This window comes from Streptococcus halichoeri (assembly GCF_019774635.1).
GTDB classification, from domain to species: domain Bacteria; phylum Bacillota; class Bacilli; order Lactobacillales; family Streptococcaceae; genus Streptococcus; species Streptococcus halichoeri.
This window is the reverse complement of the sequence record NZ_CP081502.1, coordinates 553,210-576,776: the sequence shown is the minus strand read 5'-3', so window position 1 is coordinate 576,776 and position 23,567 is coordinate 553,210. Positions and strand designations below refer to the sequence as shown.

Genomic DNA, 23,567 nt, shown 5'->3' with positions numbered 1-23,567 from the left:
ATGCGTAAGCAGCTAACTCTGGCAACTAGGTTTTGGTGCTTTTTTACTTGAAGATAGCCTTTAGGACTTGGCCCACGGTGGCTGCGCCATGCACCTGAATCCCAGTAGGCAAATCAAGACCATGCAGGGCAGTTTTTGGCACATAAATCTGTGTAAAACCAAGTTTAGCAGCCTCTTTGATCCGCTGCTCAATCCGCGTCACCCGCCGCAACTCCCCAGTCAAGCCAATCTCACCCAAAAAGGCAGTCTGCGGGTCGGTAGGACGGTCCTTATAGCTAGAGGCAATCGCTACCGCTACTGCTAGATCAATGGCTGGCTCATCTAGCTTAACTCCACCAGCCGCCTTCAAATAAGCGTCTTGATTTTGTAGCAAGAGACCACAGCGTTTTTCAAGCACCGCCATAATCAGACTAACTCGGTTGAAGTCTAAGCCAGTGGTTGTGCGCCGCGCATTACCAAATACGGTCGGGGTGACCAGGGCTTGCACCTCTGCAAGAATAGGCCGACTGCCTTCTAGCGTGACCACAACGGCTGAGCCTGTCGCATCAGCCAAGCGCTCCTCCAGAAAAACCTGACTGGGATTGAGCACTTCAACCAGGCCGCCTGATTGCATCTCAAAAATTCCAATTTCATTGGTCGAACCAAAACGGTTCTTGACAGCCCGCAAGATACGAAAAGTATGATGGCGCTCGCCCTCAAAATAAAGCACAGTATCCACCATATGCTCTAACATCCGCGGTCCAGCAAGGGTCCCTTCCTTGGTGACATGCCCTACAATGAAGGTCGCTATCTGGTTTGTTTTTGCCAGCTGCATTAACTCTGCAGTCACTTCTCGGACTTGACTGACTGAGCCTTGCACACCGGTTAGTTCTGGACTCATCATGGTTTGGATAGAGTCAACGATTAAAAAATCAGGTTGGATCGTGGCTATCTCTGCTCGAATCTCTTGCATATTGGTTTCTGCATAGAGGTAAAAAGCATTGTCGCGATTGCCCAAACGGTCGCTCCGTAGTTTGATCTGCTCTGCTGATTCTTCGCCTGAAACATACAGAACGGTCCCCTTATCTGCTAGCTGAGTGGACACTTGCAGCAGCAAGGTTGACTTGCCAATACCTGGATCGCCTCCAATCAAGACTAAGCTGCCTGGTACCACACCGCCACCTAAGACCCGGTTAAATTCCTCCATGTCGGTCTTGGTCCTGGCATAATGGATATTTTCGACATCCTTGAGCTTAACGGGCTTGCTTTTTTCCCCACTTAGGCTAACTCGGGCATTTTTGACTTCCTTAACCTCGACCTCTTCTACAAAAGAAGACCAAGCGGAACAATTGGGGCAACGCCCCAAATATTTAGGGGAACGGTAACCACATTCCTGACAAACATAACTTGCTTTCTTTTTCGCCAATTTGCTTTCCTTTTTTTCTATAAACTGCTCCAAACAGCGGATCAGACATAGGTCTTGCCAATCAAAAGAGCGGTCTTACTTACCAGTGCTGCCAAAACCTCCTGTGCGAAGCCCAACGGCCTCATCCCCATCTGCTAGCAAATAAGGTGCAAAGACGGCCTGTACAATGCGATCACCCACCGCTAAATGGACCGGCTGGTCTGTGATATTTTGCATCTGGGCAAAAATATGCCCCTTATTAGCAGCGTTATTATAGTAGTCTCCATCAATCACGCCAACAGAATTAATCAAGATGAGGCCTTTTTTGCGGGGATTAGAAGAGCGATCATAAAGGTAGAGCACTTCATTAGCCTGCATATAAGCCTTGACGCCGGTCGGCACTAGCTTTATCTCACCGGGCTCAATCCTTGTGGCCTGAGCAACCTTTAGGTCATAACCAGCGGCATGAGCCGTTGCTCTTTGGGGTAATAGCTGAGCCTGATTGGCATAATCTCTGATAAGTTCAAAACCGCGCTGCTTCATTGTATTTTTGTTCCTTTTCTATAAAGATAGCCCCTCTATTATAATGTATTCGAAAAAGAATAGCAAAATAGTAGCCATTAGCAAAAAAAGAGTCAAAATCCTGATGACAAATCAGCATCTCAACTCACGATTGGTTTAGCATCGGCCTTGAAATTAGCCGCTGCGCTTTGCTTACCAAGCACCTAAAAATTTCTGGAGCTGTTCCAGGCCAGGTTCAGGCAAGGCTTTAAGCCTAAAGCACGTAAACTCAAGCTCTTCGTCTCACCCCAACCCAGGCAAGCAAACAGCGAACGCTGAGAACCAAGTGCCAAGCGGACTACTTGTCTTTTTCTGTGAGCGTTTCCGGGACAAACCGCCACAAGATCCAGGACATGCAGCTAGTCATCACAAAAAAGCCTATCTTCAAAAAGACAAGAGGTACAAAAATAATGGAAATCCCCATTAACAGCCAAACCTGAACAAGGATTTTCTTCTTGCGGTCACGCGCAATAACCCGAGTCTCCAGGTAGTCACCGACATAGTAACGATAAACCTTGGTTTGTCTGAGCCAGTGATTAAAACGGTCTGAGCTGCGCGAAAAGCAAAAGCCCGCCAAAAGCAAAAATGGCGTCGTGGGTAGAATGGGCAAGGGAATGCCTAAAAGCCCCAAAGCAAAACTCACACAACCTATCGTTATGTAAACAATCTTTTTCATCACTGTCCTCTACTTCTTTACTAGCCATCAGAGCAAGCCCTGTGCTTACTGTGCGCATAACCTTATTTGTCACCTAAGAAAGTGTTTGACCATTATAGGAAAAACGGATGTGGGGATAGTCCTTTTGGCCGTCTTTACCTTGCATGGCTTGTTCTGCTTCTTTTTTTATCTGGACCAGATCAATCCCTTGGGCTTTGGCCGCATAGACACATCCGCAATAGCATTGTCGGTAAATATCATATTCGTCACACATTTCGACTGATCGGCGGTAGCCGTTATTTTTTTTGAAATCGCTGGGCAGATAATGCGTATCATACAATTTTTGAACTTCCAGTCCGACCGTATTAATCACCTGAGCATTCTTATGAGGGCTAATGGTCAGCGCACTGGCAAAGTAATCAAAAGCAAGATCCAAAGCTTTTTGGGCTGTTTTATCCAGTCGGTAGTCAAAGCAAACCCGGCAGCGATCGCCTCCTTCAGGTTCTTTTTCTAACCCACGTACCTTTTGTTTATATTCATTAGGTTGGTAGGCTTCTTCGATAAAGGAAACCTCATGGCCTGTCTTAGCATTAAAGGCTGAAACAAAGGCCTGTGTTTCATAAGCTCGGCGTTGATACTCAGCTTTAGGGTGGATATTTGAATTGGCAAAATAGACGGTAATATCAGCATATTGACAGAGGTACTCTAAAGCATAGGTCGAACAAGGGGCGCAGCACACATGCATCAAAATGCTGGGCCTGCGGCCTGCTTTTTCCCACACAGCAATCATCTTTTGCAATAGTCGATCGTAGTTCACTTTTTGGTCTGCAGCCTGCTTGGTCAGCAACTCTGTCATATCAATCATTATATCAAATCCTTCCACTACACTAGCAGCTGTGCCTTTTTACGCAAGGCTCAAACGGCAAAACGAGCTGTCGCTACTAGTATACCTGATTCTTAGCATTTGGCAAAGGGTAAACGACTAAAAGCCAACAGCTTTGCTGTGCAGCAAAAAAGCCCCCAGGCTTTAGAGCTAGCCTTAGGGCTCAGCCCAGTAGAAAAAAGGGCCTTTTAGAAAATAACTTGCTGTTAACGAGGCGTGCTGGGTCTAAATCTCTTACGGCTGTGCAGCAGGGCCTATTCAAAGACAAATTGATTGTGATAGAGCTCTGAGTAAAAGCCCTTTTCCTTCAATAACTGGTGGTGGTTACCACGCTCGATGACTTGACCATCTTTTAAAACGATGATTTCATCAGCATTTAAGATTGTTTTTAAACGGTGGGCAATGACAAAGCTGGTGCGGCCGGCAACGATTGCTTCCATGGCTTTTTGAATCTTACTTTCTGTCACGGTATCAACATTAGATGTCGCTTCGTCTAAGATGAGGACCTGTGGATCTGTCAAGAGGGTACGCGCAATGGAAATCAATTGTTTTTGGCCAGTTGAAAAGACATTGTCGTCATCTGATACCTGCGTTTGGTAACCCTCAGGTAGGCTCATAATAAACTCATGAATATGAGTGGCGTAAGCAGCGGTCTCAACCATTTCTTGGCTGACTGTATCATCACCAAAACGAATATTATCAGCAATGGTCCCTGAAAAGAGGACTGACTCTTGCAAAACAATTCCCACGTTTTTCCGTAAACTATCAAGATCATAGTCGCGAATGTCGATTCCATCAAAGGTGATCGAACCACTATCTACATCGTAAAAACGATTGAGCAGGTTCATAATAGTTGTTTTCCCAGAGCCTGTAGGCCCAACCACTGCGACCATCTTGCCTTTTGGGGCCTCGATGGACACGTCCTTTAGTACCTTTTGATCTGGTCGGTAACCAAAATCCACATGGTTGATAGCCACGCCTTCTTTTAATTCCTGAAATTTTGGCGCAGTTTGCGGGCGGATTTCTTCTTGCTCATCAAACATTTCCTGAATCCGGCCAGCACCGGTAAAGGCCAGCTGTAATTCGCCCCAAGAAGAGGCAATCTGCATAATGGGTTGATAATATTGCTGCGAGTATTGGACAAACATAACTACTAAGCCAAGACCAGCTGCCATTGAGATGGATTTATCATTTAAAACAATGCCAGAGCCAATAAAAATCACCAAGGCTGTATTTAAAAGACTCATCCCATTCATGACCGGAAATAACAAACCTGAAAAGAGGCGGCCTTTAAAGGTTGCTTGCCTTACCTTTTCATTATGGCTGATAAATTCTCCAATGGTTTCTTCTTGCAAACCTTGAACGATAATCGCTTTTTGACCCGAAATTTTTTCATCCATGTAGGCATTTAAGGCTGAGACTTCTGTTTGCTGAATAGTCGTGTATTTACGTGCCATTCGTACAATAAAGACTAAAAAAAGCAAGGCAAGAGGCGTTGTCGCCATCGTTAAAAGTGCTAAGCGACTATCTTGTTTTAGCATCATCCAGACTAAGCCAATATAAAGCGCCACATTGGTGGCCACCTGAACAAGCGACTGATTGAGGGTGTTTTGAATATTGTCCCAATCGCTGGTAAAACGTGATAGGATATCTCCATCGCGATGTTTGTCAAAGAAAGCCACCGTTAGCCGCTCAAGCTTGCCAAAGAGGCCTTTACGCATCCGGTTAGTCGAATGCGAGACCATTCGCGTGAACAAGAGACTATAAATCAAATTAGCTAGCGCGGTAAAGATATAGGTCAGTAAAAGCTTCCACATGACGGTCATAAAAGCGGTCTGGTCTGGCTCAAAATCAGGTTTACCAGCCATCTTAGCCCCATAATAGGCTTGGCCGATTTTCCCCAATTCTGTCAAAGACTGGCCAAGAAAAACTGGTGCTTTGACCTGTAAATAGGTTGCCGCAATAATCGCCAAGATAATCACAGCAAACGACCCTTTGTAGCGTTTAAAATAAAACCAAAAAAAGCGTGCAGTTTTCATTAATCCTCTTCCTCCTTGCCTTTTTGCGTTTCATAGATTTCCCGATAAACAGCATTGTTAGCCACTAAGTCACTGTGGGTCCCTTGGGCAATCAACTGCCCGTCATCAAGCACCAAAATCTTGTCCGCTTTAACCACCGAGGAAATTTTTTGAGCAATAATAATAGTTGTTGTGCCCTTTAGATCCTTATTGAGTGCTTCTTGTACCAGCTTTTCTGATTTGGCATCTAAAGCTGATGTGGAATCATCTAAAACAAGGATTTTGGGCTGTCCGATCACACCGCGCGCAATGGACATGCGTTGTTTTTGTCCTCCAGAAAAGTTATTGCCGCGCTCCTCAACATGACTATCATAGCCTTGCTCCATGCGATCAATAAATTCGCTGGCCTGGGCAATCCTGGCTGCGGCACGCATAGTGTAGTGATCAGCGTGAGCATTGCCTTGCCGTAAATTATCGGCAATCGTTCCCGAAAAGAGGATGGCCTTTTGAAGGACAATGGCCACTGTTTGGCGCAAGGTGGCTTGACTTAGACTCTTTAAATCCTTGCCACCGATGGTAATCTGCCCTTCTTGCGGGTCAAACAAACGCGGAATCAGCTGCGCAAGCGTTGATTTGCCAGCACCAGTCGCCCCAACTACACCGACCATCTGCCCGGCAGCAATCTCAAAAGAAATATCTTTAAGCATAGGCTTCTCTTCGTTTGGATAGGTGAAACTGACGTGGTCAAAAACTAAATCCCCATTTAAATCTTCAAGGTCAGTGCTCGTAAAGGTCATTGCCGGTTGGGTGTTTAAAATTTCTTTGATACGGCCGATGGAAATAAAGGCCCGGCTAGCTTGCATCCCCATAAAGCCGACCATAATGATGGAAAACATGATTTGCATCATATAGGTCATAAAAGAAGCAATACTACCAACCACTGTCGGTTCTGTTTTAACCATTCCAGAAACCAACAAAATGGAGATGTAAATGGCTAGATAAGAAACCAAGCTTAGGGCCGGTTGCATGATGGAAAAGCCATAACCAATAAAGAGATTCAAATCCAGCAGCTGATTAGATGTTTCTTTAAATTTTTCATATTGCTGGCGCTCCTGTACAAAGGATTTAACCACGCGAACCCCGCGTAAGTTTTCCTTAGCAATCTGGTTAATCCGATCCATCAAACTTTGAAATTGACCAAAACGCGGTCCCATCTGACTCATGACCAATCCCATAATCAGAGCAATCAATAAAACCATTAAGATAATCACCCACCATAGTTTTGGTAGTGTCTGAATGGCCATGATAAAGGCTCCAACAAATAAAATCGGCACTCGTAGCAAGACTTGAAAAACCATCATCATCAGATTTTGAATCTGAGTAATGTCATTGGTCATCCGCACCACTAGATTTCCCGCATTAAAATCCTCAATATTGGCATAAGAAAAGCTCTGAATCTTGCGGAAAGTGGCTTCTCGAATATCCGCTGAAACCCCTTGGGCAATCTTTGCTGCTAAGACTGTATTAACTGCCCCTGCGATTAATCCGACAAGAGCAATGATAACTAGCATAGAACCAAAGTCCTTAATGGTTTGCTGGTCATTTTTTAATACTGCCGTTAGGACATCTTGTAAATAATGCGGTTGTAACAAGGTGCTTGCCACGACCGCAATAACCATCAGAAATGATCCTAAAGCATACCACTTATAGCGCAGTAACGTTTCTTTAAGCATCTTTGTTTTTCTCTCCTTCTAACACGTTTTGCTTGAGTTGATTAATAACTTTCTCAACGGTGGCAAAGTCTTCTTTGCTAATTTTTTGAAAAAAGCAATCTTCAATGGCCTTGCGACAGGCTTGCAACTGAGGTAAGCAGGCCCTGCCTTTCTCTGTTAAAACAACTTGTTTATAGCGTTTATCTGTCTGATCAGGAAGCACTTCAATAAAGCCATTGCGGGCCATGCGCTTGACCAGACTGCTTGAAACTGATTTTGAGATCTGTAAACGCTTCTCAATGTCTTTTACAAATACTTCTTGATGAGCTTGTTGCTCTAAAAAGACTAAGACATGGCCCTGTGGACCCGCCAACTGCTCAATCCCATGTTCCTTTGCAATCTGTTCACACACTCGCTCAAGCTGATGGGCAATATCACGCAATTGACCAATAATTCGCGTCATCTGGTGCCTCCTTCGATTAGAATAGCCCCTATTTTAGTTCGCCTAGGAACTATTGTCAATCATTCTGCTTGTTTCTTTGTAAAAAGCAGCGCCATCTCACCCTAGGCGTGGTATCAGGGACGTTTTCTAATAGAGGAGGTGCGTGATTTATGTTATAATGAAGTGATTAGCGCATCAAGCATCAAGGAGAAAGATATGACAAAACAAAAAGTAGCCGTCTTAGGACCTGGATCTTGGGGCACCGCACTTGCCCAAGTGCTCAATGACAACGGCCACCAAGTGTGCCTTTGGGGGAACCACGCTGCCCAAATCGACGAAATTAAGACCCACCACACCAATACCCATTATTTCAAGGATATTGTCTTAGACGAAGGCATCCACGCGACGACCGACCTAAAAGAGGCCTTAGCTGATACCGATGCGGTGCTCTTTGTCGTCCCAACCAAAGTCACCCGCCTCGTTGCCCAGCAAGTGGCCAAGACCCTAGACCACAAAGTCATCATGATGCATGCGTCCAAGGGACTTGAGCCTGGGACCCACGAACGCCTCTCCACCGTGATTAGCGAAGAGGTACCCACTCAGCTGCGTGGCGAAGTCGTGGTCGTCTCAGGCCCTAGCCACGCCGAAGAAACTATTGTCCGCGATATTACCCTAATCACCGCCGCCTCCAAGGATCTAGCAGCTGCCAAATACGCCCAGTCGCTCTTTAGCAACCACTATTTTCGCCTTTATACCAACCCCGACGTCATCGGTGTTGAAACGGCTGGCGCTCTGAAAAATATCATAGCAGTAGGAGCAGGTGCCTTACACGGTCTAGGTTATGGCGACAATACTAAAGCAGCCGTCATCACGCGCGGTCTGGCTGAGATTACCCGCCTTGGGGTAAAATTAGGGGCCGATCCCTTGACCTACAGCGGACTTTCTGGTGTGGGCGACCTTATTGTCACAGGAACCTCTGTGCATTCCCGCAACTGGCGCGCAGGGGACGCCCTAGGACGGGGCGAAAAACTAGAAGACATTGAACGCAACATGGGCATGGTCATTGAAGGCATCTCCACAACCAAGGTAGCCTACGAAATTGCCCAAGAATTAGGCGTCTACATGCCCATCACCACTGCCATTTACAAATCCATCTATGAGGGTGCCGGCATCAAAGAAAGCATCTTAGGTATGATGTCCAATGAATTCCGTTCGGAAAACGAATGGCACTAAGCATCCTGCAAAAAGGAGATACCATGAAAAAAGTTAGAAAAGCGATTATCCCCGCTGCTGGGCTTGGTACCCGTTTTTTACCAGCGACCAAAGCCTTAGCTAAGGAAATGTTACCAATTGTTGATAAACCAACCATCCAATTTATCGTTGAAGAAGCCTTAAAATCAGGCATTGAAGAAATCCTTGTCGTTACTGGTAAGGCCAAACGGTCCATTGAAGACCACTTTGATTCCAACTTTGAATTAGAATACAACCTTGAAGTCAAAGGCAAGACAGAATTGCTCAAACTGGTCGATGAGACGACAGCGATTAACTTGCACTTTATCCGGCAAAGCCACCCCCGTGGTCTGGGTGACGCTGTTTTGCAAGCGAAAGCTTTTGTTGGCAACGAGCCTTTCATCGTCATGCTTGGTGATGACCTGATGGATATAACGGACAGCTCCGCTATTCCCCTAACAAAGCAACTCATGGATGACTACGAAACCACTCACGCCTCGACGATCGCCGTTATGCAAGTGCCGCACCAAGACGTCTCGTCTTATGGGGTGATTGCCCCGCAGGGTGAGACGGTCAATGGCCTCTATAGCGTGGATACTTTTGTCGAAAAACCAACACCAGAAGAGGCACCCAGTGACCTGGCGATTATCGGCCGCTACCTCCTAACCCCAGAAATCTTTGGAATTCTAGAAAAGCAAGCACCTGGTGCTGGCAATGAAATCCAGCTAACCGATGCCATTGACACGCTCAACAAGACCCAGCGCGTGTTTGCTCGGCAGTTCACTGGCAAGCGCTATGATGTCGGTGATAAGTTTGGTTTTATGAAAACCTCGATTGACTACGCTCTCAAGCACCCGCAAATCAAGGATGATTTAAAAGCTTATATCATCAAGCTTGGCCAAGAATTAGCTGCCACTGAGAGCAAAGACTAAAAACGAACCAAAACAAAAAAAACTGCAGGGAACGTCGCTTCTTTTAAGAAGGGAAAACGCCCTGCAGTTTTTCTATGGGCCCAGCAAGTCGGCTTGCTGGGCCCTTTTTTATAACTATAAGCTTTCGCTTACTTCAAGCAAAACTATAGGCCACAAGTCCGAAAAAGAGGACCAAAAAGCCTAGCGCCGCTAACCAGCTGCGGCTCTTAGTCAGTGGCTGCTCGCCTATTTGATTAGGTAGAAAAAGCGCCGCCAGTGCCCCACCAATAGCGCCGCCTAGATGGCCAGCAATCCCGACATTGGGCATAAAGAGATTGAGCACAAGATTCACCACAATCAGTGAGAGGTAGGAGCGCCCTAGTGAGCGCAGCAGGGGATTTTTGGTCTGAAGACCAAGGACCATAATCGCCGCAAATACGCCAAATAAGGAAGTGGAGGCCCCTGCAGCTACTGCTGCTGGACTCAAAGCCAGGGTAAAGGCATTTCCCATCATGCCAGCCAGCAGGTATAGTAAAAAGAAGTTAGCCGAGCCCCAGATGCGTTCGGCCAATTGCCCGACAAAATAGAGGGTCAACCCATTCACCAGCAGGTGCTCCCAGCCGATATGAACAAAGATGGGGGTCACTAAGCGCCACAGTTGACTAGGCATGGCGCGAACGGCCAAGCCAAACATCCCGCCAAACTGATAAATGACCTGGGGTCGTGTCGCCTGGGGTCCATATAAGATCTGCATCGCAACAAAAACGACCAGTGTTACCGCTAGCAGCAACAAGGTCACGCGATGGCGTCTAAGCGTATAATTCATCTGCTCAATACCTCCAAAACAGCAATATCATGGGCTTCAGCAGAGAACTCTGCCAATTGCTGCGCGTAAATCGTACTAATCGTCTGGCCCTTAAAATCAGCTAGGTAGCGGCCATAATAGCCGCCACCATAGCCAATCCGATAACCAGCAGCATTAAAAACTACCCCCGGCACATGGATCAGATCAATCGCTCCTTTAGCAACAGCTTGCTTTCCCTTAGGCTCCAAAAGGCCATAGCCAGAAACCTCTAAGGCTTTAGGCTGGTAGGGCAAAAAGACCATTTGTCCTTTGCCCACAACCTTAGGAACCAGGATTTCTTTGCCATCTAACAAGGCCTGCTCAATGACGAGATGCGTGTTAAACTCATGCGGCATCGCTAGATAGGTGGCAATGACCTGTGCTTTTTGATAGGCCGTACTGGCAAGCAAAGCAGCCAAGAGCTCAAGATCAAGCGCCTTTTTCTCAGTCGGCTGCATAGCCCGTAGGCCCGCTAGTGTTTGTTGTCTCAGTGCTTTTTTTGTCATGCCTCTATCATAACACGAAGTTTCTGCATTTGTCCCAAGGTAAAGCCCAGCAGGGCAAGTATCAATCCAGCGAAGACTCAACGAGACTTGCTCCAAGCACGCTTCCTAAAAAACCATAACGATGAGTTCACGGCCAAGGACCAGAGGCACAGCCCACAGCGCACACGCCGCCGCACACCTGCCAAAACTAGCGGCTCACTTTTTTATCCTTTTTCCAAAAACCAAGCAATCAGCCAAGCGATGCCACCTAGCACCAACAGTGCTGGCAATACACCACCTTCAAAGGCAATGCTTATCTTTTCCTTGCCATCACGCCTAGTCACCGTGCGTGCTAAGTCGCCAAACAGCAGCTTTTTCCAATTCATGCGATTTCTCCTTTTGTTTAGTTGAATTCCTTGGGCTTGATTATAGTTTAATCCGAAGTTTCTTTTTTGTCAACTATTTTTTGTGTAACATTTGTCAACCTTTTTTTGTTGACATTTTGTAAACGTGCCATTATAATGTAACTAATTAACAAACAAAGGAGGAATTGAGATGGCTTCCACCATCGCATTCCCTGCAATGCTCAAAGAGCTTAGATTGAGCAAAAAGTTGACTATGGAGCAGTTAGCAGAAGGGCTTGGGAAAACAAAGTCAACTATATCAAAGTGGGAAAAAGGAACGCGCTCGCCAAAAATATACGAGATCGAAGAGATAGCAAAATACTTCGAGGTAGAACCAAAGATAATGATGTTTGGGAAACCCTCCACCCCTATCACCTATCAAGTAGAGGCAGTCTCATCCACCCTGCAAAAAATAACAGAAACGTCTTCTCAGTTAGAGCATAAACGTCAGCTTACAGTTTTGGACTATATAGAAACACAGTTGGACCAGCAAAACACCCTAGAGAAACCACAAGTTATCCACTACACCTACCACTACTACGACCAGGCCGCGTCCGCTGGTACTGGCCAGTACTTGAACGATGCGCAAGTGGAGACCATTGAACTACCAGTCAATGTGCCCGCTGACTTTGTTATCCCTCTTTATGGTGATTCTATGGAACCTAAATACCATTCGGGTGACTATGTCTTTGTCAAGCTATCTGTAGAGCTCTCAGACGGCGATATAGGCGTGTTTGAGTACTATGGTGATGCTTATGTCAAGCAATTGCTTATAACCGATGAGGGAGCATTTCTGCATAGTTTAAACCAATGTGGAGATTATCCAGATATACCGATAGGCGTAGATAGCGACTTTCGGATTATTGGCGAAGTCGTAGATAGTTATAGGGAGGGATAGTATGCTAGAAAAAGTGGAACGCTTAATCTCGGAAATTAACAGAATACACCTTGTTTATTCGCAAGATTATTTTGAGACTGGGAAAGTTGAAAAGATTAACCTAAAACATACCTTTTCAAAAGTACCTGTCCAAGCTATTTTAGATTACCGCTTGAATTTGCACGAATCCATCAATGATTATTTGATGAAAGCTGATGTCAAAGATATCCCTTATGTCTATCGTGTCAAAACGTCAGAAAGCATCTTAGACAAAATTGAACGTTTTGCAAAAAGGCAAGATGGCTATCCTGTGAATTCTATTCTTAATGACATTTTTGGCGCTCGTATCATTCTATCGTCTGAGGATATTTCACAAGTGATGCAACAACTCGATGACTGGCAGGATAAGTTTGATTTAAAAAACTGGTATTTACGAGATACAGATAGTTACACAGGGATACACGTTTATTTCAAGAATAAGAGTAATCACTACTATCCTTGGGAGTTGCAAATTTGGGATGAGAAAGATGTTGATCACAACATTGAAAGCCATAAATTATTTAAACGTCATTTTGTATCATCTGCCGTTTCACGCCGCTAGAAAAGAGGGTGCCAAAAAGCATCCTCTTTGTGTTAGCCTAAACATCAGGCTCCTGAGTGGCAGAAGTGGCAAACTGCTCAGTCATGATTTTCTCGTACTTTTCTTCCTTGAGGTCCAAGATGCGTTTTTGCAGCTGCGAGACCCGACCATTGAAATCAGGAGAAGAAAAGTCCAGGGTAGCCACATTTGGCGTTAATTCCTTCTTGACAAAAGGGATGAGCTTTTGATGCGTGATTACTAGGTCAGGCTCTAAATCACTGATCTTGTAAATATCATCAATCAAGAGGTAAAAGGAATGAACAGCAACGCTTTTTGGGGAAAACAAAGCAGAAATAGCATCCTTGAGCAAGCGTGCATTGACAGCATTAGCCGCGATACACACCAGCTTGATTGGAGGCTGGCAATTTCTGAGCAACTGCTCCAAGTGATTGCACAGTAAAAAGAGATGCTGGCAGTGAGGGCCCTTGGCCCCAATCGCACGTAGCCATTGGTTAACGACCTGATTAACCGCTTGGAAAAAGCCAGCATGTCCCTGATAGGTCCTAGAGGAACAGCGCACTTGCTCAGGAATGAGATCTTGCAAGTCAAAAAGGAAATACAAGTAAAAGTAAATCAGGATGTGCACTAAATCATCGTTCTTATCCAAAAACAAGGGCGAGAGCTTCTGGATGGCCCGGAGTAATTGTGAAAAAGCAGGATCAGCCTCAAAGATGGCTCTGACTTGCTGGATATGCTCTTTGGACCACTTTTGGCTAGCAAAGGAATTACTAGCAGTCAGATAGATTAAAAAAAGGTAATCCAAGTCATCTTTTTGAAATGTCAGGCCGGTCTGCGGCTGGAGGATCTCTTCAATGCTCTTGGCCAGTTTCTCATAGATAAAGATCCGAGTCAATTTGTTAAAAATCGCTGATTCAGGAAGCCGGACGCTTTTATCATGGCGCTTCCATGATAGGGACAAAAGAACATTGTAAAAAATAAACGACTCTGACAATAGATGAGAAGGTCTGAGATGGCTGGCACTATCAAAGAGAAAATGGCGCGTAATGAGCTGGTCTTTTGGGGTTAACTCGTAAATGTCAATTCCAAACTTGGTCTGTAAAAAGGCAATGAGGTAGCGAATCCGATACTCCTCACCGACAATGCTGTTTTTCACAAGCCTTAGGCCGATCTCCTCAATATAGGGTGCTATCGCTTCTCTTAGCCGATAAGCAGAAGCTGTCGAGATAAACTGCTCCTTGGCAAAGTGCGCCAGAGACTTACCGTTTTTGATTGGATTAATGATAAAAAAACGAAGCAACTGCAAGATCCCCGACTGGCGGTACAAGGGGTATAAAAACGTTTCTAAGGCAGCTGGCTCGGTAAGGTCCGCTTGGATATGACCTTTTGTAAGGGTGATGTTTAGCCTGCCGCTATAAAGCAAATCTAACTCTTTACAATATTGCCTTACCTGCAAGGAAGTTAAGCCGACAATCTCTTTGACCTCCTGCAGGGAAATGCTTGGTCTATTAAAAAAGAGCATCACTAGATGGGCTTTATCACGAATGGTTTGTTCAATATAACGATTTTCTAACAAGGGTCTCTCCTTCCTTATAGATAATGTATTACCTTAGTATAGCAGTAAAAATGCAAAAAACAAACAACTTCATCTCTAATAAAGATAAATATTCTGTTAATTTTAATTATTCCAAAAAATTTTCTCACCAATTGATTCAAAAGGAGAAAAAATTGAGAAAAAGATGCTGTTTTGACTATAGCAATCTCAGCATTACTATGCTAAATTGTGATACGTATGCTCATTTCAGCCGATTAATTGTTTTATCAACACCAGAAGGTACCAAAAGGCCTGAAAACCAGCTTGACTCCCATTTTTTATATCCCATGAAGCACAGCAGGATATAAAAGGCAGAGTCTTTTAATTTTACTAAAAGCTAGTAGTAAAATGAGACATTACTACGATTGATGCGTTACATGTTATGGAGAGAGATCATGTTAAAGAAAAACTATCACTACCAAGAAGCCTCGCGCAAAACGCGGGTCAAGATGCACAAGTCTGGTAAGCACTGGGTCCGGACGGTCATCTCAAATATCGGGCTCTTACGTTTTTTCAAGGGTGCTTCACCAACAGACGTTCGCATCCAAGAAGTGGAAACTGAGTTAGCCTCCCACTCACCAGCGATTAGCCTGCTAAAGGGAATAGCCGCAAGTGGCGCCATGCTTGGCGGGGCGCTGGTCATGAGCGACCAGGTCCTGGCCGAAGAGGTCACACAAGAGTCCGTGCAGCCTTTAGCAACAACAGATACCCTGACGATGGAGACAGGGACTGATCAAAGCACACTTGCAGCAAAAACTGCTGAGCCCACCACCCAGGTCAGTAGCGAACTATCTGAGTCAAGCTCGCTAAGTCAGTCCCAATCCCTATCGAGTAGCGAGAGCACCTCGGCCTCCCAGGCCGCCCTGGCCTCAGAAAGCGCAGCAAATGACAAGGCCGTTGCCCGGCCCAGAGCCGTGCGGTCGGTTAGTGAGGAGTCGGGCATGGAGCCGGTGCCGGTGGGAGAAGAAGCCGAAACTGTGGCAAAGCCTGAAGCTTTGGTGACTGAAGGGAAAGATGTAACAGCTCAATTGCAGAATGTTCAGATTACACTTCAAGAGAGAAGTACAACACCTGGAACAGTTAAATTAGATAATTCAGAAAATCTTTTTTTAAATTTTGATTTCTCTATTCTTTCAGTTAAAGAAAATGATTTTTTCACTCTTGAGCTCTCAAAAAATCTTGACACACAGGGTGTTGGAACTAGTACTTACCCCCAACCAATCGTGGATCAAAAAACGCAAAAAACATTAGCAACTGGAATTTATAATCCGGACAGTCATCAAATAACATATACTTGGACAAAACACGCTGCAACTTTATATAAAATCGATGCTAGAGTAACAACACCAGTGTGGCCAGACCAACGGGTTGTATCTCGAACAACCCAAACCAAGGAAATATTTACAGCAAGATTAAATGGTACAGAAGCTTCTATTGAGGAATATGTAGCTTACAATAATCCAGCGGAATATGGGACTCTAAATATTAAATCTAGAATTATGAAAATAGATCATACGAACGATAGAGAAACCTATATCACACAAATTAATCCTAATGGAACTGATATATATTCTCATTATCGGACTTTACAAACAATAATTGGGACAGCCGTCTCATCGCAGGCGAAGATTGATCTATCTCAGGCGATTGTTACAATTTATCAGACAAATCCACATAATTTAACAGATAGCATGGATCAAAATTATAGTCTTCCTAATTTTATTGATGTGACTTCCCAATTCCCACCTCAAAAAAATAGCCATAATATTACAATTGATTGGAAAAACTATTATATCCCTAGAAATGTTTCCTACGTTATTAAGATTGAGACACCAATACAGAGTGGAACATTTTATTCAAGAATTTCTGATCAGTGGAACTACGCTGATTATAAGTATGGCTACACCCAGGTAGATGGAAAATCAGACGCAGATGCTAAGACGAAATCTTTATCCGAAAGCACCTCAGCCTCCCAGTCAGCTTCGACCAGTGCTCGGGTCTCTGAGTCCGCTTCTACTTCAAGCAGCTTGAGCGCGTCTACTAGTGCCAGCCTATCGGCTTCTGAATCCGCTTCTACTTCAAGCAGTCTAAGTGCGTCTACCAGCGCTAGCATGTCTGCTTCTGAGTCGGCATCTACGTCTAGCAGCTTGAGTGCGTCTACTAGCGCTAGCCTATCGGCCTCTGAATCCGCTTCGACATCAAGCAGTTTAAGTGCGTCTACCAGCGTTAGCCTATCAGCTTCCGAATCCGCTTCGACATCAAGCAGTCTAAGTGCGTCTACCAGCGCTAGCACGTCTGCTTCTGAGTCGGCATCTACGTCTAGCAGTTTAAGTGCGTCTACTAGTGCTAGCACGTCCGCTTCCGAATCCACTTCTACTTCAAGTAGTTTGAGCGCTTCAACAAGCGCTAGCCTATCAGCTTCCGAATCGGCTTCAACTTCTAGCAGTTTAAGTGCTTCAACAAGCGCTAGCCTATCGGCTTCTGAATCGGCGTCTACGTCTAGCAGTTTAAGTGCTTCTACTAGCGCTAGCCTATCAGCTTCCGAATCGGCTTCGACATCAAGCAGTTTAAGTGCTTCTACTAGCGCTAGCCTATCAGCTTCCGAATCGGCTTCGACATCAAGCAGTTTAAGTGCGTCTACCAGCGTTAGCCTATCAGCTTCCGAATCCGCTTCGACATCAAGCAGTCTAAGTGCGTCTACCAGCGCTAGCACGTCTGCTTCTGAGTCGGCATCTACGTCTAGCAGTTTAAGTGCGTCTACTAGTGCTAGCACGTCCGCTTCCGAATCCACTTCTACTTCAAGTAGTTTGAGCGCTTCAACAAGCGCTAGCCTATCAGCTTCCGAATCGGCTTCAACTTCTAGCAGTTTAAGTGCTTCAACAAGCGCTAGCCTATCGGCTTCTGAATCGGCGTCTACGTCTAGCAGTTTAAGTGCTTCTACTAGCGCTAGCCTATCAGCTTCCGAATCGGCTTCGACATCAAGCAGTTTAAGTGCTTCTACTAGCGCTAGCCTATCAGCTTCCGAATCGGCTTCGACATCAAGCAGTTTAAGTGCTTCTACTAGCGCTAGCCTATCAGCTTCCGAATCGGCTTCGACATCAAGCAGTTTAAGTGCGTCTACCAGCGTTAGCCTATCAGCTTCCGAATCCGCTTCGACATCAAGCAGTCTAAGTGCGTCTACCAGCGCTAGCACGTCTGCTTCTGAGTCGGCATCTACGTCTAGCAGTTTAAGTGCGTCTACTAGTGCTAGCACGTCCGCTTCCGAATCCACTTCTACTTCAAGTAGTTTGAGCGCTTCAACAAGCGCTAGCCTATCAGCTTCCGAATCGGCTTCAACTTCTAGCAGTTTAAGTGCTTCAACAAGCGCTAGCCTATCGGCTTCTGAATCGGCGTCTACGTCTAGCAGTTTAAGTGCTTCTACTAGCGCTAGCCTATCAGCTTCCGAATCGGCTTCGACATCAAGCAGTTTAAGTGCTTCTACTAGCGCTAGCCTATCAGCTTCCGAATCGGCTTCGACATCAAGCAGTTTAAGTGCTTCTACTAGCGCTAGCACATCTACCTCTGAGTCAGCATCAACGTCAGAGTCAACTTCAACCTCTAGCAGCTTGCCGGCATCTGACAGTCACAAGCCGTCAGGCTCTGAGTCTGCTAATGCCTCGCGCGCTCTGCCTAAGACCGGTGAGCATGAGTCCTTAGCCACTCTAGCCGGTATTGGTGCTCTGCTAAGCGGTAGCCTATTTGGCAAGAAAAGAAAATCGCGTCAGGATAAATAGCTAACGTTTTCTAGAAAATCTGCCTTTTTCTGTTTTTGCGATTACTGATAAGGAAATTCCCACAGATTCCGGTCTTCGTGGGAATTTCTTTATCCCTTCTCCTAGGTACAGTTCAAAGAAGGCGTGGTGGCGGGCGGGCTGATTTTGGGGAAATTTTGCTATAATAAGCAGTAGACGGCCGGTTAGGCCTGAGTGATAGGAAGCGTAGAGGATAAACATGAAACATTCCCTATTAGGTAAAAAAATCGCATGGACCTTTGGTATGGTCTTTATCTATATGCTGGGGCGGGCTATCCCCGTAGGCACGGTACCCTTAGACGCGGCTAGCTTGCAACCGCAGGCTAATAAAGACCTTCTGGCCGCTTTGGCGTCTGTGTCTGGTGGCCACTATGAGATGATGACACTCTTTAGCCTGGGGATTGGCCCTTATATGACCATGCTGATTCTGTGGCGCAGCTTAACCGTCTTTAAGCTGCCAGGCCTTGCCAGCTTGACCAAGAAGGCCAGTTGGTTTTGGCAAAATGCCTTGGCCCTTGGTATTGCAGCCATTCAAGCCTTTGGCTTGACCGCGACCTTGACCTATGTCAGCTTTGCCCCACGGCAGCTGGATAATGCCCTGCTGGGGCGGTTTGCCACCATGGTGGTGCTGGTTGCAGGCAGCATGGTGCTGACTTGGCTGACTCAGGTCAATACCAGATACGGGCTAGGTGGGCCGGTGGTCATTATCTTGGTCAATATGTGTCTCAACCTCTTGCAAAATGGCACCAGCTTTTTGGCAGAAAAGCACAGCAGTCAGCTGATGGCTGGGCTGGCTTTTGCTGGTTTTGCGCTTTTGCTGGTCGGCTTGGCCTGGTGGACGGTGCTGGTCTATCGGGCTGAATACCGCATCCCCTTAAGGCGCGTTGTCATCCATAGTCGTTTTGAAGAAGCGACCTATCTGCCCATTCGCTTGCTGCCAGCAGGCGGCATGCCCTTTATGTACAGCATGACCCTGATGACCCTGCCTGCGCTGATCCTACAAGGGCTGCTTGGGATCTTCCCGACTTCTAGTCTGCTGCAGGATTTGCTGGCAAATAGTAATCTAGACAGCCTGCCTGGTGCGCTGTGTTATCTGGTGATTCTCTATGTTTTGTCCATTGGCTTTGCCTATTTTAACTACGACGCGCAAGAAATAGCCAAAAACTTTCAACGGGGCGGTGACTACATCGAGCAAGTCCGGCCTGGCAAGGCTACTTATCGCTATATTGAGCGAAAGCTTAGTTACTTTGCCCATATCGGGGCGGTGCTTATCACCCTGATGGGTGGGCTGCCAATCTTGCTCAATTTCTTTTTCACCGAGCAGCCCCTTGCCTTTGTCATGATGATCAGTAATGGCTTTATCATTGTCAGTCTGATGATGACGGTGATTGAGCAGATCGAAGCGTTGAGAGTCTGGCAACGGTATGAGCCATTAATCTAAAGGAGCCCCTATGTTTTATTTTATCCCTTCTTGGTATCAGTCTAAGCGCAAGTGGTACCACCGGACAGCTTATTGGTACCAGCTGCGCCAGGAGATGGCCTTTGATGATACTGTCAATCAAGTCAAGCTCTTTTACGATGATCTGACAGAGGTCGCGCTGCTAGTGTTGAACTATCAGCCACAGCTGCGCTATTTCTTGCATCAGCAGGGGCTTTTGGGTCTTGGTTACTGGTCCTTTTTTGACGATATTCAAAATAGCCACGCAAGCAGCACTAAGGCGATTGATTTTAAGGAATTGCACTGGCCAAAGGGTGTGCGCTTTATTTACACAGCGTTTGCTGTAGTGGTTAAGCTGGCTGAAACAGAGCTAGCAACTGTGCATTTCGCCCAAGATGGTAACCTGCACAGCATTATTTATAAAGATCAAGGACAGACTAGTAGAGAGTATGTCTTTGATGATCGGGGGTTTTTATCTAGTCTTTTAGTCTACCAAGAAGGTAAGCCCCATCACCAGGATTACCTGAATCCTCATGGCGTCTGGCAGGTTCGCGAATATTTCAAAGGGAGCCAAAAGGGCTTAGCCATCAATCCCAAGGCCGATCAGCATTTTAAACAGTCACACTACACTTGCTGGGAAGACTTGCTGTGTGAGCGTTTGTCGCTCTTAAAAGCGCACAAACTTAAGGCTGATGATAAGCTAATCATCGCGGCCCATCCGCAGCACAACCACCTGCTGCTCCAGCTCTTCCCCGAACAAAAGAAAGTCCTGTCCTTTTTTGGTAATCGCATTGCTGCTGGGCTGCTGCCACACATGCTTGATAGCCTAGCAAAAGCTCAGCTAATTGTCGTAGACACCCAGGAAAAAGAAGCCCAGCTCAAAGGGCTCATGACGAGGCAACTGAGTCAGGCACGACCAGTGCTTAGGGTGACGCCCTTTGATAGCCGCCTGCGTCTGGGCCACAGTCAAAATTACAAAGAGCTCGAAGTCTATTATTTCATTGACACTATTGATGAGACAGCTTACCAGGCTAGTCTGATGCCCTTGCTAGCGCAGCTGCAAAAGCACAAAGACATGACCCTAAAGATCATTAGTTTTGACTTACAGCGAAATCAAGCAGCCATGCGAGCTGACCTTGAAGAGCTGATTGCCACGCACTTTGACCAGGAGGCTTTCTACCAAAGCCAAGCCATTGGTGAGAACCAACTCGAAGAACAGCTGGTCTTGAGCCGGATTGACTTGCAATGGCTTAGCAGTGAGCATGAGGTTATTGCAGCCCTTGATCGGGCCCGCCTGGTGCTTGACCTGGGAGAGCGACCTGATCTCTACACACAGATTGCCAGCATCTCAGCGGGTATTCCCCAGATTAATCGGGTGGCCACTGACTACGTGACCCATCAAAAGAACGGCTGGATTTTGGAGTCATTAGATGATCTAGATCTTGCTTTTGATTATTACTTTACAGGCTTGGCCAACTGGAACCGCGCCTTGGTGGACACCGTGCAAAAGATGGCCGATTACACCAGCGGGCAATTGCTAGCCCAATGGAAAAGGTATTTATAAGGAGAGAAGCCTATGGCTAAGACGATTCGTATCCTACAGGTGGGCGGCAAGGACAAGTCAGCCGGACTAAGCCTGCCAGAGAAGATGGAGTGGTATCATGTGTCCCTTGAGGAGGATTTAGAGGCCTTTTTACAAGGCCACCTAGCGGCGCTCTTAGCCCAAGAAGCAGCCAAAGATGAGCAAAAACACTTAGTGTCACAGCAACAACAGACCAAAAAAGCAAAGGCTCTACAGGCCAGGCGGCAATTTGATGCCCTGCTCATTATGAGCACACTAGATGAGGCACAGCTTGAGCCCTTGGCCCAATGGGTCGAAGCTCACTGTGTCTTCTATGCGGCCGATCTCTCCCTAGCAGCTAGCCCCAGAGGTTTTCTACGGCGAAAAATGGCCAGGCCCTTGGACCTTTTGACACAAGGCGAGGCCAGTCAGCTGATTACCTTTTTGCATCTTGCCTTGTTTAAAGGCCAATATGGGGACAAGCTCCAGGTAAAAGATATAGATGTCTTTCCTGGTTTTCCAGGCCAGGTTTCCTTTCAAGGCCATGCCAGTCTGACCTTTGAGGGCGATTTTGGAGAAGAGCTGACGCCGCTTTTCACCTTTAAGTATGGCATCAGCATGGACAAAATTGCCACAGAATTATGGTGGGAGTATGTGAGCGATGGTGCGGTGACACTGGCTATCGCTATTGATAGCATTTATGCTGGGGCGATTGATGGCGTAAAGTCCAGTCGCTTGGTCAGTGGTAATGACCTCGAACAGCCGATTTTGCTGTATCCTGATGCTGAGGTCGGTCAGTACAATGTCACCGTGTATGCCAAGGGCCAGGGAAAGCTGCTAGCTGGCCCCTTACATCGCCGCTTGTCACATCTAGGATTAGGTGAGCTGCTAGTCGGCGGTCAGATCCACCGCGATGCAAAGCGGCAGGAAGTCTTGAGCTATTTCCATCCTGGCGACATGAAACCTCCCTTATCAGTCTATTTTTCAGGATTTCGTGCGGCCGAAGGCTTTGAGGGCTTCTACATGATGAAAAAAATCGGCTCGCCTTTCTTGCTCCTATCTGATCCGCGGCTAGAAGGCGGCTCCTTCTACCAGGGTAGCCCGGCCTACCAGGCAGCGATTGTCAAAGCCATCCAAACAGCCCTAGATTATCTCGGCTTTGATCATTCCCAGCTCATCCTCTCAGGGATTTCCATGGGCACTTACGGCGCCCTTTATTATGCTACTATCTTGCAGCCCCACACAGTCATCGTAGGCAAACCCTTTACCAATATTGGTGATGCGGCCATGAACCTGCGGCTGCTGCGGCCCGATGAGTTTGAAGCAAGTGCAGATATGCTGCTAGCCTTGGTTGGTGACAATCACGCAGCTGCTGTTCAAAAAATCAATGCCCGTTTTTGGCAGGCATTTAAGCCAGCGGATTTTTCTAAAACCCAATTTGCCATTGCCTATATGCTCAATGAAGATTATGACCCAAAAGCTTATGAGCGGCTCTTAGACTATGCAGCCGATAAGCAGATTCACCTATTTAGCAAGGGCTACCTAGGACGGCACAACGATAATAGCGATGCCATTACCAAGTGGTTTGTCGACCAATATCAAGCCGTGCTAGCAAATGACTTTGAAAGGAGCAAGCCATGACCAAAACCTTAATCCTTCACCTAAAGCCAGCCGACCCGGCCCGCTGTGACAAGTACCTCTATGGCACGCACCTAGCAACAGAAAAGGGCCAGCTGGTCTTTGATAACCCTTGTATTGCCCCGGGCAAGGCCCTCTTAAGCTGGCATTCCAAGCGCCACTATCAGGCCCATCGGGTCTGTCCCGACTTGCCCCTGCTGATCCCAGGCGACTCCTATGAATTAACCTATCAGGTACAAGTCCTATCAGGAGGTGCCTGCTACCTGCAAGTTAGCTTTAAAAACCAACAAGATGAGCTGCTTGAGGTGTTGACTCTGCGAGACCAGCAAGGACTTTTCACCTGTCCAGTAGATACTGATCACTATGACATCTCCTTGATGAGCGCGGGCTGTCATCAGCTGCGCTTTCAGGAGCTCAAGCTCTATGCCTGTGAGGCACAAAAAGTCTGGCAAGAAGCTCCAAAGGCCAAGTCTTATCAGGAGCAAGATTTACCAGCAGAGCTAGACCTCATCTGCTCCCTTATTCCATTAGCATAGAAGGA

21 protein-coding genes and 1 pseudogene are annotated in these 23,567 nt (G+C 46.4%); 10 read left to right on the top strand and 12 right to left on the bottom strand.

What is annotated here, in order from left to right:
• Nucleotides 1-43 precede the first annotated feature (43 nt).
• The 7 genes from radA to K5J94_RS02850 form a co-directional block, all read right to left on the bottom strand.
• On the bottom strand, nt 44-1,405 hold the full coding sequence (gene radA / locus K5J94_RS02880; RefSeq protein WP_159548488.1) for a DNA repair protein RadA: 1,362 nt from the start codon (nt 1,403-1,405) through the stop codon (nt 44-46).
• A gap of 75 nt (nt 1,406-1,480) precedes the next feature.
• Nucleotides 1,481-1,927, bottom strand: coding sequence for a dUTP diphosphatase (locus tag K5J94_RS02875; protein ID WP_221913485.1), 447 nt, complete (start codon nt 1,925-1,927; stop codon nt 1,481-1,483).
• Nucleotides 1,928-2,243: 316 nt separating this feature from the next.
• Nucleotides 2,244-2,621 carry a YbaN family protein gene (locus tag K5J94_RS02870; RefSeq protein ID WP_159548485.1) on the bottom strand — a complete coding sequence of 126 codons (378 nt, stop codon included), beginning with the start codon at nt 2,619-2,621 and terminating at the stop codon, nt 2,244-2,246.
• Between the two features lie 73 nt (nt 2,622-2,694).
• Nucleotides 2,695-3,465 (bottom strand): epoxyqueuosine reductase QueH, encoded by a 771-nt coding sequence (locus K5J94_RS02865; RefSeq protein WP_159560508.1) that lies wholly within the window; start codon nt 3,463-3,465, stop codon nt 2,695-2,697.
• 272 nt (nt 3,466-3,737) lie between these two features.
• Nucleotides 3,738-5,522 (bottom strand): ABC transporter ATP-binding protein, encoded by a 1,785-nt coding sequence (locus tag K5J94_RS02860; RefSeq protein WP_221913483.1) that lies wholly within the window; start codon nt 5,520-5,522, stop codon nt 3,738-3,740.
• On the bottom strand, nt 5,522-7,234 hold the full coding sequence (locus K5J94_RS02855; RefSeq protein WP_221913481.1) for an ABC transporter ATP-binding protein: 1,713 nt from the start codon (nt 7,232-7,234) through the stop codon (nt 5,522-5,524). Before K5J94_RS02855 ends, K5J94_RS02860 begins: the two co-directional genes overlap by 1 nt.
• A complete protein-coding gene (locus K5J94_RS02850) occupies nt 7,227-7,676 on the bottom strand; it encodes a MarR family winged helix-turn-helix transcriptional regulator (protein WP_221913479.1) in 450 nt (149 codons plus the stop codon). Before K5J94_RS02850 ends, K5J94_RS02855 begins: the two co-directional genes overlap by 8 nt.
• A 195-nt stretch (nt 7,677-7,871) precedes the next feature.
• Between K5J94_RS02850 and K5J94_RS02845 the strand changes: the two genes are divergently transcribed.
• Together K5J94_RS02845 and galU are read left to right on the top strand one after the other, a co-directional pair.
• Nucleotides 7,872-8,888 (top strand): NAD(P)H-dependent glycerol-3-phosphate dehydrogenase, encoded by a 1,017-nt coding sequence (locus K5J94_RS02845; RefSeq protein ID WP_221913477.1) that lies wholly within the window; start codon nt 7,872-7,874, stop codon nt 8,886-8,888.
• 23 nt (nt 8,889-8,911) lie between these two features.
• Entirely contained in the window at nt 8,912-9,817 is a 906-nt protein-coding gene (gene galU / locus K5J94_RS02840; RefSeq protein WP_159548476.1) for a UTP--glucose-1-phosphate uridylyltransferase GalU, read from the top strand.
• A 133-nt stretch (nt 9,818-9,950) separates the two neighbouring features.
• Here the strand turns inward: galU and K5J94_RS02835 are convergent, their stop codons facing one another.
• From K5J94_RS02835 to K5J94_RS02825, 3 genes are all read right to left on the bottom strand, one after another.
• On the bottom strand, nt 9,951-10,622 hold the full coding sequence (locus tag K5J94_RS02835; RefSeq protein WP_159564432.1) for a rhomboid family intramembrane serine protease: 672 nt from the start codon (nt 10,620-10,622) through the stop codon (nt 9,951-9,953).
• On the bottom strand, nt 10,619-11,146 hold the full coding sequence (locus K5J94_RS02830) for a 5-formyltetrahydrofolate cyclo-ligase (protein ID WP_221913475.1): 528 nt from the start codon (nt 11,144-11,146) through the stop codon (nt 10,619-10,621). Before K5J94_RS02830 ends, K5J94_RS02835 begins: the two co-directional genes overlap by 4 nt.
• A gap of 203 nt (nt 11,147-11,349) precedes the next feature.
• On the bottom strand, nt 11,350-11,511 hold the full coding sequence (locus tag K5J94_RS02825; RefSeq protein WP_221913472.1) for a hypothetical protein: 162 nt from the start codon (nt 11,509-11,511) through the stop codon (nt 11,350-11,352).
• Nucleotides 11,512-11,680: 169 nt separating this feature from the next.
• Here K5J94_RS02825 and K5J94_RS02820 point away from each other — a divergent pair, with 169 nt between their 5' ends.
• The gene (locus K5J94_RS02820; protein ID WP_221913471.1) at nt 11,681-12,427 is read left to right on the top strand and encodes a LexA family transcriptional regulator; all 747 of its coding nucleotides are present in this window, start codon (nt 11,681-11,683) and stop codon (nt 12,425-12,427) included.
• Nucleotide 12,428: 1 nt separating this feature from the next.
• Nucleotides 12,429-13,007 (top strand): nucleotidyltransferase family protein, encoded by a 579-nt coding sequence (locus K5J94_RS02815; RefSeq protein WP_221913469.1) that lies wholly within the window; start codon nt 12,429-12,431, stop codon nt 13,005-13,007.
• Between the two features lie 37 nt (nt 13,008-13,044).
• Here the strand turns inward: K5J94_RS02815 and K5J94_RS02810 are convergent, their stop codons facing one another.
• Nucleotides 13,045-14,580, bottom strand: coding sequence for a M protein trans-acting positive regulator PRD domain-containing protein (locus K5J94_RS02810; RefSeq protein ID WP_221913467.1), 1,536 nt, complete (start codon nt 14,578-14,580; stop codon nt 13,045-13,047).
• A 386-nt stretch (nt 14,581-14,966) separates the two neighbouring features.
• Between K5J94_RS02810 and K5J94_RS09600 the strand changes: the two are divergent.
• Nucleotides 14,967-16,445: pseudogene (locus K5J94_RS09600) on the top strand (accessory Sec-dependent serine-rich glycoprotein adhesin); the annotation flags it as partial.
• Between the two features lie 53 nt (nt 16,446-16,498).
• Here K5J94_RS09600 and K5J94_RS09595 read toward each other — a convergent pair.
• The gene (locus tag K5J94_RS09595; RefSeq protein ID WP_269437376.1) at nt 16,499-18,151 is read right to left on the bottom strand and encodes a hypothetical protein; all 1,653 of its coding nucleotides are present in this window, start codon (nt 18,149-18,151) and stop codon (nt 16,499-16,501) included.
• Between the two features lie 52 nt (nt 18,152-18,203).
• Here K5J94_RS09595 and K5J94_RS09590 point away from each other — a divergent pair, with 52 nt between their 5' ends.
• The 5 genes from K5J94_RS09590 to asp3 all read left to right on the top strand — a co-directional run bounded on the left by K5J94_RS09590 (nt 18,204) and on the right by asp3 (nt 23,562).
• Complete coding sequence (locus K5J94_RS09590) at nt 18,204-18,371, top strand: LPXTG cell wall anchor domain-containing protein (RefSeq protein ID WP_269437415.1); 168 nt, start codon at nt 18,204-18,206, stop codon at nt 18,369-18,371.
• A 217-nt stretch (nt 18,372-18,588) separates the two neighbouring features.
• Nucleotides 18,589-19,830 (top strand): accessory Sec system protein translocase subunit SecY2, encoded by a 1,242-nt coding sequence (gene secY2 / locus K5J94_RS02800; protein ID WP_221913464.1) that lies wholly within the window; start codon nt 18,589-18,591, stop codon nt 19,828-19,830.
• A gap of 10 nt (nt 19,831-19,840) precedes the next feature.
• Nucleotides 19,841-21,391: an accessory Sec system protein Asp1 gene (asp1, locus tag K5J94_RS02795; protein WP_221913462.1), complete on the top strand. Its 1,551-nt coding sequence runs from the start codon at nt 19,841-19,843 to the stop codon at nt 21,389-21,391.
• A 12-nt stretch (nt 21,392-21,403) separates the two neighbouring features.
• Complete coding sequence (asp2, locus tag K5J94_RS02790) at nt 21,404-23,029, top strand: accessory Sec system protein Asp2 (RefSeq protein ID WP_221913461.1); 1,626 nt, start codon at nt 21,404-21,406, stop codon at nt 23,027-23,029.
• The gene (gene asp3 / locus K5J94_RS02785) at nt 23,026-23,562 is read left to right on the top strand and encodes an accessory Sec system protein Asp3 (RefSeq protein WP_221913459.1); all 537 of its coding nucleotides are present in this window, start codon (nt 23,026-23,028) and stop codon (nt 23,560-23,562) included. Before asp2 ends, asp3 begins: the two co-directional genes overlap by 4 nt.
• The last annotated feature ends 5 nt before the right edge of the window (nt 23,563-23,567 follow it).